The 6,721-nt window shown below is 70.2% G+C and carries 10 protein-coding genes; 5 read left to right on the top strand and 5 right to left on the bottom strand.

Features of this window, described 5'->3' with window-relative positions; genetic code table 11:
* Positions 1-145: 145 nt before the first annotated feature.
* The 3 genes from NYZ95_RS19060 to NYZ95_RS19050 form a co-directional block, all read right to left on the bottom strand.
* Positions 146-706, bottom strand: coding sequence for a sugar O-acetyltransferase (locus NYZ95_RS19060; protein ID WP_262852925.1), 561 nt, complete (start codon positions 704-706; stop codon positions 146-148).
* 30 nt (positions 707-736) lie between these two features.
* Positions 737-1,228 carry a hypothetical protein gene (locus NYZ95_RS19055; RefSeq protein WP_262852924.1) on the bottom strand — a complete coding sequence of 164 codons (492 nt, stop codon included), beginning with the start codon at positions 1,226-1,228 and terminating at the stop codon, positions 737-739.
* A 299-nt stretch (positions 1,229-1,527) separates the two neighbouring features.
* On the bottom strand, positions 1,528-2,091 hold the full coding sequence (locus NYZ95_RS19050; RefSeq protein WP_262852923.1) for a DUF6318 family protein: 564 nt from the start codon (positions 2,089-2,091) through the stop codon (positions 1,528-1,530).
* A gap of 83 nt (positions 2,092-2,174) precedes the next feature.
* Here NYZ95_RS19050 and NYZ95_RS19045 point away from each other — a divergent pair, with 83 nt between their 5' ends.
* Together NYZ95_RS19045 and NYZ95_RS19040 are read left to right on the top strand one after the other, a co-directional pair.
* Positions 2,175-2,579: an MmcQ/YjbR family DNA-binding protein gene (locus NYZ95_RS19045; RefSeq protein WP_262852922.1), complete on the top strand. Its 405-nt coding sequence runs from the start codon at positions 2,175-2,177 to the stop codon at positions 2,577-2,579.
* A 10-nt stretch (positions 2,580-2,589) separates the two neighbouring features.
* Positions 2,590-3,324, top strand: a complete 735-nt coding sequence (locus NYZ95_RS19040) for a M50 family metallopeptidase (protein WP_262852921.1) — start codon at positions 2,590-2,592, stop codon at positions 3,322-3,324.
* A gap of 15 nt (positions 3,325-3,339) precedes the next feature.
* On the opposite strand, the gene NYZ95_RS19035 is transcribed toward NYZ95_RS19040, so the two are convergent.
* Positions 3,340-4,206 carry an NAD(P)-dependent oxidoreductase gene (locus NYZ95_RS19035; protein WP_262852920.1) on the bottom strand — a complete coding sequence of 289 codons (867 nt, stop codon included), beginning with the start codon at positions 4,204-4,206 and terminating at the stop codon, positions 3,340-3,342.
* Positions 4,203-5,066: an NAD(P)-dependent oxidoreductase gene (locus NYZ95_RS19030; RefSeq protein ID WP_262852919.1), complete on the bottom strand. Its 864-nt coding sequence runs from the start codon at positions 5,064-5,066 to the stop codon at positions 4,203-4,205. Before NYZ95_RS19030 ends, NYZ95_RS19035 begins: the two co-directional genes overlap by 4 nt.
* 136 nt (positions 5,067-5,202) lie before the next feature.
* On the opposite strand from NYZ95_RS19030, the gene NYZ95_RS19025 reads away from it, so the two are divergent.
* The 3 genes from NYZ95_RS19025 to nrdR all read left to right on the top strand — a co-directional run bounded on the left by NYZ95_RS19025 (position 5,203) and on the right by nrdR (position 6,624).
* Positions 5,203-5,577, top strand: coding sequence for a winged helix-turn-helix transcriptional regulator (locus NYZ95_RS19025; protein ID WP_372500523.1), 375 nt, complete (start codon positions 5,203-5,205; stop codon positions 5,575-5,577).
* 77 nt (positions 5,578-5,654) lie between these two features.
* Complete coding sequence (locus NYZ95_RS19020; RefSeq protein ID WP_262852918.1) at positions 5,655-5,921, top strand: DUF6343 family protein; 267 nt, start codon at positions 5,655-5,657, stop codon at positions 5,919-5,921.
* A gap of 232 nt (positions 5,922-6,153) precedes the next feature.
* Positions 6,154-6,624 carry a transcriptional regulator NrdR gene (nrdR, locus tag NYZ95_RS19015; RefSeq protein WP_262852917.1) on the top strand — a complete coding sequence of 157 codons (471 nt, stop codon included), beginning with the start codon at positions 6,154-6,156 and terminating at the stop codon, positions 6,622-6,624.
* Positions 6,625-6,721: the final 97 nt, after the last annotated feature.

The following is a 6,721-nucleotide window of genomic DNA, read 5'->3' as shown; positions in this document are numbered from 1 at the left end:
TGAAGCCGGGTCGGCGGTCGTACACGGTGAAGCGGTCGTCGTTGCGGCGGGGGAAGCTCACGGTGACGGTGCGGGCGAAGACGGCGAAGGGCTGGAGCCCGAAGGCCACCAAGAAGTTCCGGGTGCGCTGACGGCGTGGCGTCGGTCAGAGCTCGCGGACGACGCGGGCAGGCGTACCGGCCGCGAGGACGCCGGCGGGCAGGTCGCGGGTGACGACCGATCCGGCGGCGACCGCGGTGTTCTCGCCGATGGTGACGCCGGGGCAGACGATGACGCCGCCGCCGAGCCAGACGTTGTCACTGACGACGATCGGCTCGGCTGACTCCCACTTGTCACGGCGCGGGCCGGGCTCGAGCGGGTGGGTGGCGGTGAGCAGCTGGACGTACGGGCCGATCTGGACGTCGTCGCCGATCGTCACGGTGGCGACGTCGAGGATGACGAGCCCGAAGTTCGCGAAGCTGCGGGCGCCGATCGTCGTCTGGTAGCCGTAGTCGACGTGCAGCGGCGGCCGGATCGCGCTGTTCTCGCCGAACCCGCCGAGAAGCTCGCACAGGAGCTCGCGGGCGCGCTCGCGATCGGTCGGGTCGCCGGTGTTGAACGCGTGCGTGAGCCGCTGCGCGTGCGCGTTCTCGCGGATCAGGTCGGGGTCGTCGGCGAGGTACAGGTCACCGGCGAGCATGCGTTCGCGCATCGTGGGCTCCGTCATGGCGCCCACGTTAGGTGTCGATGCCTGAGGTCACTCCACGAGGACGGCTGTCGCCTCGCGGGTGACGAGCGTGGCTGCGGGGCCACGGGTGGTGATGGTCTGCTCGAGCGACTGGGTCGGACCGCCGTCGACGCTGTACGAGATCGTGAACGTGACGTCGACGCGTGGACGGTGCGTGCGGTCGGCCTTGGTGTAGCGGTGGGTGACGTCCATCGCCGGGTACGGGCGGCCGGGCGTCGCCGTCGTCTTGGTGGTGCCGTCGGCGAAGTCCCACGTGTAGCGCGTCGGCTTCGCCACGATGCGGACCTGCTGGCCGAGGATCGTCACCGTCTCGTCGAACTGCGGTGCCGTCGTCGAGAACACCGTGTCGAGGTTCACCAGAGTCCGCCCGGAAGGCTGGATCGCCACCGTCGCCCGCGGCAGCGGCAGGCGCCGCACCTCGCGGAGCACGTGCCCCGGCGTGACTTCCGGCAGCGGCGCGATGTCGGACGAGCCACCACCTCGACATGCGGTTCCCGTCATCACCCACTCGCCCCCATCCACGCGGCGCCACACGTTGTAGCGCGTCTGCTCGGGGTCCGGGCACGAGTACGCCGTGCTGCACGTGGTGTCGTTCCCCCCGCCTGGTGTGCACGTCGGCTCGTAGCGGTACTCCACCCGCGGCCCGCTCGGATTGCCCGGTCGGCCGGGGGAAGACGGGGCGTCTGGGGCCGTATTAACCTCGTCGCGAACCTGGACATGGTCATGGGGGTCATTAGGCAGCACGTCCGTCGGTGACATGGGGCCGATCGAGAGAACCAGTCCGGTGATGGCGAGCCGGATCACTCGGGCACCTCTTGTGGCACAAGCGAATCGATGCGCCAGCCGTCGTCCACCCATTTCAATCGATAGAGATCGTGGTACGTCTTCGCCTCGACTGTGTGAGCTGGTGCGCCTTTACGCGGGCGAAAATCATGCGTCGCCGTCCGAAGATCGATCGTCACGTGAAACTGACCTGCCACCAGCTGACTGCTGGTGACGGTTGGACGCCACCCCGGATCTTGAGAGGTCCCTCCGTCGAGATAGATCTGCTCGTAGCGCTTGACCAAACCATTGCAAGCGCTGCACGTCGACATTGAAGCCGCGGCAAGGGCAGTCGTGTCCCCGGTCGTCGCCGCGTAGTTGAAAACGGCGATGTAGTACTCCACGAACGCGGCGGCGCCGTCGGCGGAATGCTCGCGAGCTTCGGCTGGGAGCGGTGGGGGAGTAGGGGTCGAGGTTGCCGACGGCGTGGCGCTCACGCGCGGCGTCGCGGACGGGTCACCGTCGGCCGGCTCCTCGCCCGTACAGGCGCCGACGGACAGCAGAGCGACGGCAGCGACCAGCGCCGTACCCAGGCGAGACATGCCGGAAAACGTAGCGGCAACCCCGGTCCTCCGGAAGGCTCCGTTGCAGCTCCTGTGGACGAACGGGATGGTTGACTCTGCCCATGGCACACCCGGTGATGTTCAGCGACGACGATCCCGGCCTCGCGGAGCTGCGCACGATCTGCCTCGGGTTCCCCGGCGCGGAGGAGCACGTGTCGCACGGGCGACCGACGTTCAAGTGCGGCAAGATCTTCGCCGCGTTCGGGGGCTCGGAGAAGCTGCGTCCCGGCGAGCACCGGCGGGTACGCAGCGCGCTCATCGTGAAGGTGGACGAGTCGGAGATCCAGGCGCTCGACGACGACGAGCGGTTCTTCGTCCCGGCGTACTACGGGCCCTTCGGGTGGCGGGCGCTCGACCTCGAGGACCCCGACACCGACTGGGACGAGGTCGCGGAGCTGGTCGACGCGTCGTACCGGCTCATCGCCCCCAAGCGACGCATCGCCGAGCTCGACGCACGCGACGCCTAGTGTTCATGGGGTGACCTTCGACGACCTCGAGGCCCGGCTCGCGACCGTGGACCCCGCGACGTACACGACGGCGGACCTCACGGTCTGGGCGATCGCCCTCGTGCTCGCCGCCGCCGCGCTGACCAGCCCGGCATGGCGGAGTACGAGCGTCGTCGTGACCGTCGCGCACGAGCTCGGGCACGCCCTCGGCGGCGTGTTCGCGGGCCGCAAGCTCACCGCCCTGCGCGTACGGCTCGACGCGTCCGGCGTCACCCACACGCGGGGCAAGGCGAGCGGGTTCGGGATGGTCGTCTGCGCGTGGGCCGGCTATCCGGCTCCCGCGATCGCCGGCCTGCTCGCGGTGCTGGTCGCGGTGAAGGGGTGGGCGGCGCCCGGCCTGTTCGTCCTCGCGCTGCTGTTCGCCGTGTGCCTGCTGTGGGCGCGCAGCGTGTTCACCGTCCTCGTCCTCGTCGGGTGTGCGGCGGCGTCGGCGGCGCTGTGGTGGTACGCCAGCCCGGTCGTTCAGAGCGGTGCCGCCGTCGGGGTCGGCGCGTTCCTCGTGCTCGGCGGACTCCGGTCCGTCGTGGACTCGTGGCGCAGCCGCCAGTGGCACCGCAGCCGCGGCGAGTCCGACGCGGTGGCGCTGGAGACCCTCACCCGGATCCCGGCGGCGGTGTGGCTCGCGTCCTTCTGGCTCGCTACGGCGGCGTGCGTCGGCGGAGTGGTCTGGATGCTGGCGACGACCGTGGCGCGCGTCGTCGAATAGCCCAGCCGAGCGGCCTCACCCCGCCTTGATCACCTCGTAGATGCTCGTCCAGTTGTCCTGGCCGTGGCCGGCCGCGATCGCCCGCTCGTAGTGCGAGAGGACCGCGCGCGGCAGCGCGGTGTCGACCCTGGCGGACTCGCTCGCCCCGAGGATGTGCGCGGCAGTGGCGCCCATCATCGTGGCCGTGCTGAGGTGCCCCGGGTGGACGCCGTCGTCGAACGCGGCCGCGCCGTCGTCGCTGAGGCCGGTCATGGCGTCGGTGTCGGCGAGCATCGCGAGGGCATCGGGCAGGAAGTCGGCCGCACTCACCCCCGCCGTCTTGACGAGCGCCACCGCGTGGGCGATCCCCGACAGCGCGGTGAGGAAGACGTCGAGGTTCGCCTGGTACAGCAGCTGCGCCGCCGCCGGGTCCTCCCCGACGTAACGGGTCGCGCCGAGCAACCCGAGCGTCTTCTCGTACGAGGTGAAGACGTCTGTCGGCCCGCTGTAGTACGCGTACGCACCGTCGCCGCCCACCATCGGCGCCGGCACCATGACGCCACCGACGACGAGCTCGGCTCCGTGCGAGCGCGCCCACCGCGCCGCGTCGCGGGTGACGTCCGGCGTGTCCGAGCTGAGGTTGACGAGGGTACGGCCGGCGAGCGCCGCAGTCTCGCCCCCGAGGATCTCGTACATCGCCGCATAGTCCGTCAGGCTCAGCACCACCAGCTCGCTCGCGGCGAGCGCATCGCCTGGGGTCGCGGCCCGTTTCGCCCCGGCGTCGACGAGGGCGTCGGCGCGCGACGGCGTACGGTTCCAGACCGTCACGTCGATCCCCGCCTCGAGGAACACCCTCACCATCGCCTGCCCCATCGGGCCGAGGCCGATGACCGTCACCTTCATCGTGCTGCTCCCGTCGTCGGGCGGGCGATGCTCTCGTACGCCCGCGCGAATCCGTCCTTGCCGTGCCCCGCGTCGATCTGGGCGCGGATTAGCCCCTGCACAGCCGCGACCACGTCCGGCGCGACCCCGGCGTCGACGCTCGCCTGCACCATGTCCGACAGGACGGAGAATTCGAGGCTCTGCTGGCCGGGAACGCCGTAGTCGCCGCCGTCGATCACCGCCGCGTACTCGAGGAACGCCGGCACCATCGCCGACACGAACGGCACGGCGCTCTCCGCGAACGCCCGCGCCGAGATCCCGGCCGTCGCGACCATCGCCGCGCCGTGGAAGAAGCCGGCGAACATCGCGTACATGCCGGCGAGCATCGCCAGGTCGTACAGCGCCGCGAGGCCGGCGTCGTCGCCGAGGTACGGGCTCTCGCCCCAGCGCTCGAGGACGCTCCGCCACCGCTCGTACGCGGCGGGGTCGCCGCTGTAGAGGACGAGCGAGCCGTCGCCGCCGATCATCGGGGGGACGGCCATGATGCCGCCGTCGAGGTACGCCGCGCCGTGGGCGTCGGCCCAGGTGCCGAGGGCGCGCGACTGCTCGGGCGTGGTGGTCGTGACGTTGACGAGCGTGCGGCCGTCGAGGGCGTCGGTGACCGGGTCGAGGACCTCGCGGACGGACGCGGCGTCGAGCAGGCACACCACGACGAGCGTGGAAGCGCGGACCGCGTCGCGTACGGAGCGGGTCTCGGAGGTACGGGCGGTGTCGAGGTCGCCGGCGCGGCCCGGCGTACGGTTCCACACCGTGGTGGGGTGGCCGGCGGCGGCGACGGTGGTCGCGAGGGCGCGGCCCATGGCGCCGAGACCCCTGGTCACGGGAGGCGGAGTGTCTGGTGTCATGCCTTCCACGATCGTGGCGCGTCGGGGATCGCGGAAGAACGCACTTCGAAGTGGGGTTCTTACCTCCAGGTGAGCAACCGCACGCCTGACACACCGACCGTACGGGGGAGCGATGACTGGCAGCACGACAGCGACCGCGACGCCTAGCACGCGGCGTCGGGGCCCGTACGTGTGCGGGCTCGACGCCGCGATGGACGTCGTCAGCGGGAAGTGGAAAGCGCTCATCCTGTGGGAGCTGCACGCGCACGGGACCCGCCGGTACGCCGAGATCCGTCGCGGCTTGCCCGGGGTCAGCCACAAGGTGCTCACCCAGCAGCTGCGGGAGATGGAGACCGACGGGCTCGTCCGCCGCGAGGTGTTCCCCGAGGTGCCGCCGCGCGTCGAGTACTCGCTGACCGAGCACGGTGTGTCGTTGAACGCGGCGCTGGACGCCCTCGGCGACTGGGGTGTCGAGCGGATCGAGCGCCTCGCGATGGAGGCGGACTAAGCGGCCAACAGGCCCCGAAAGGGGATGGATCGGACCCTCCGCGGTGTTGTACGGATAACACCTGAAGGAGGTCCGCCATGAGCTCCCACTCCGGACCGCACCTGGCACGCACCGGCTCTGAGCCCAAGAAGGCGCTCAGCGCGTACGGGATGCGTCTCGCCCTCTCCCTCGGTGGTCTCGTCGTCTTCGCCGCCCTTGCCCTGTGGGGTTTGCTGGCGCCTGAGGCCACCACCACGATGACCGTCCTCGGCATCGTCTCGGCCGTGATCGCGGTCATCGCTTTCGGCGACGTCGTGGTGGTCGTCCGTGGCATGCGGCGCTTCGCGCCTCGGCACCGCGGCTGACGATCCGACACGCCGCGCCGTGCGTCCCAAACCGCCTCTGACCTGCGACGACAGAAATGTCGGTCCGACACGCGAACATAAGTTGCATGCGCCGGGGTGGACGCGTACGGTTGCCACTACATCTAGTGCTTACACCGATGTAGTTATCCACATCTAGTCCACACGGAACCGTGGTGAACCCCACAGGAAACACGAGGTTCTCCACACTCCGTCCACAACGAGAGGAGCCGAGATGCACTGCCCGTACTGCCGGCACACCGACACCCGGGTCCTCGACAGCCGCGTCGCCGACGACGGCGGAGTGATCCGCCGGCGCCGGAGCTGCACGGAGTGCAACAAGCGCTTCACGACGGTCGAGCAGATCCAGCTCACCGTGTGCAAGCGCTCGGGTGCCACCGAGCCGTTCTCGCGCGACAAGGCCGTGAGCGGAGTCCGCAAGGCGTGCAAGGGGCGCCCGGTGGACGAGGACGACCTCGCGCGACTCGGCCAGCAGGTCGAGCACGCGCTGCGGGCGGCCGGGGGAGCGGAGGTGACCTCGCACGAGGTCGGCCTCGCGGTCCTCGAGCCGCTGAAGGCGCTCGACAAGGTCGCCTACCTGCGGTTCGCGAGCGTCTACAAGAACTTCACCGACGTGTCGGACTTCGCCGACGAGATCGCGACCCTGATGGCCGCCGAAGCCGACACCGAGCTGAGCAAGGCCTAACCGTTGGTCGAGTAGCGGCGATCAACCGTTGGTCGAGTAGCGGCGAGGAACGAGCCGCGTATCGAGACCACAGCACCACAGCACCACCACACATTCA

Origin of the sequence: Mumia quercus, assembly GCF_025506335.1 — a bacterium.
Taxonomy (GTDB): domain Bacteria; phylum Actinomycetota; class Actinomycetes; order Propionibacteriales; family Nocardioidaceae; genus Mumia; species Mumia quercus.
The sequence above is the reverse complement of the archived record's forward strand: the minus strand, read 5'-3'. Positions and strand labels throughout refer to the sequence as shown.

Excerpts from the sequence above, each read along its gene's own strand:
- NYZ95_RS19060 (WP_262852925.1), bottom strand. The coding sequence starts at position 706 with ATGACGGAGCCCACGATGCGCGAACGCATGCTCGCCGGTGACCTGTAC.
- NYZ95_RS19055 (WP_262852924.1), bottom strand. The coding sequence starts at position 1,228 with ATGACGGGAACCGCATGTCGAGGTGGTGGCTCGTCCGACATCGCGCCG.
- NYZ95_RS19050 (WP_262852923.1), bottom strand. The coding sequence starts at position 2,091 with ATGTCTCGCCTGGGTACGGCGCTGGTCGCTGCCGTCGCTCTGCTGTCC.
- NYZ95_RS19045 (WP_262852922.1), top strand. The coding sequence starts at position 2,175 with ATGGCACACCCGGTGATGTTCAGCGACGACGATCCCGGCCTCGCGGAG.
- NYZ95_RS19035 (WP_262852920.1), bottom strand. The coding sequence starts at position 4,206 with ATGAAGGTGACGGTCATCGGCCTCGGCCCGATGGGGCAGGCGATGGTG.
- NYZ95_RS19025 (WP_372500523.1), top strand. The coding sequence starts at position 5,203 with ATGACTGGCAGCACGACAGCGACCGCGACGCCTAGCACGCGGCGTCGG.
- NYZ95_RS19020 (WP_262852918.1), top strand. The coding sequence starts at position 5,655 with ATGAGCTCCCACTCCGGACCGCACCTGGCACGCACCGGCTCTGAGCCC.
- nrdR (WP_262852917.1), top strand. The coding sequence starts at position 6,154 with ATGCACTGCCCGTACTGCCGGCACACCGACACCCGGGTCCTCGACAGC.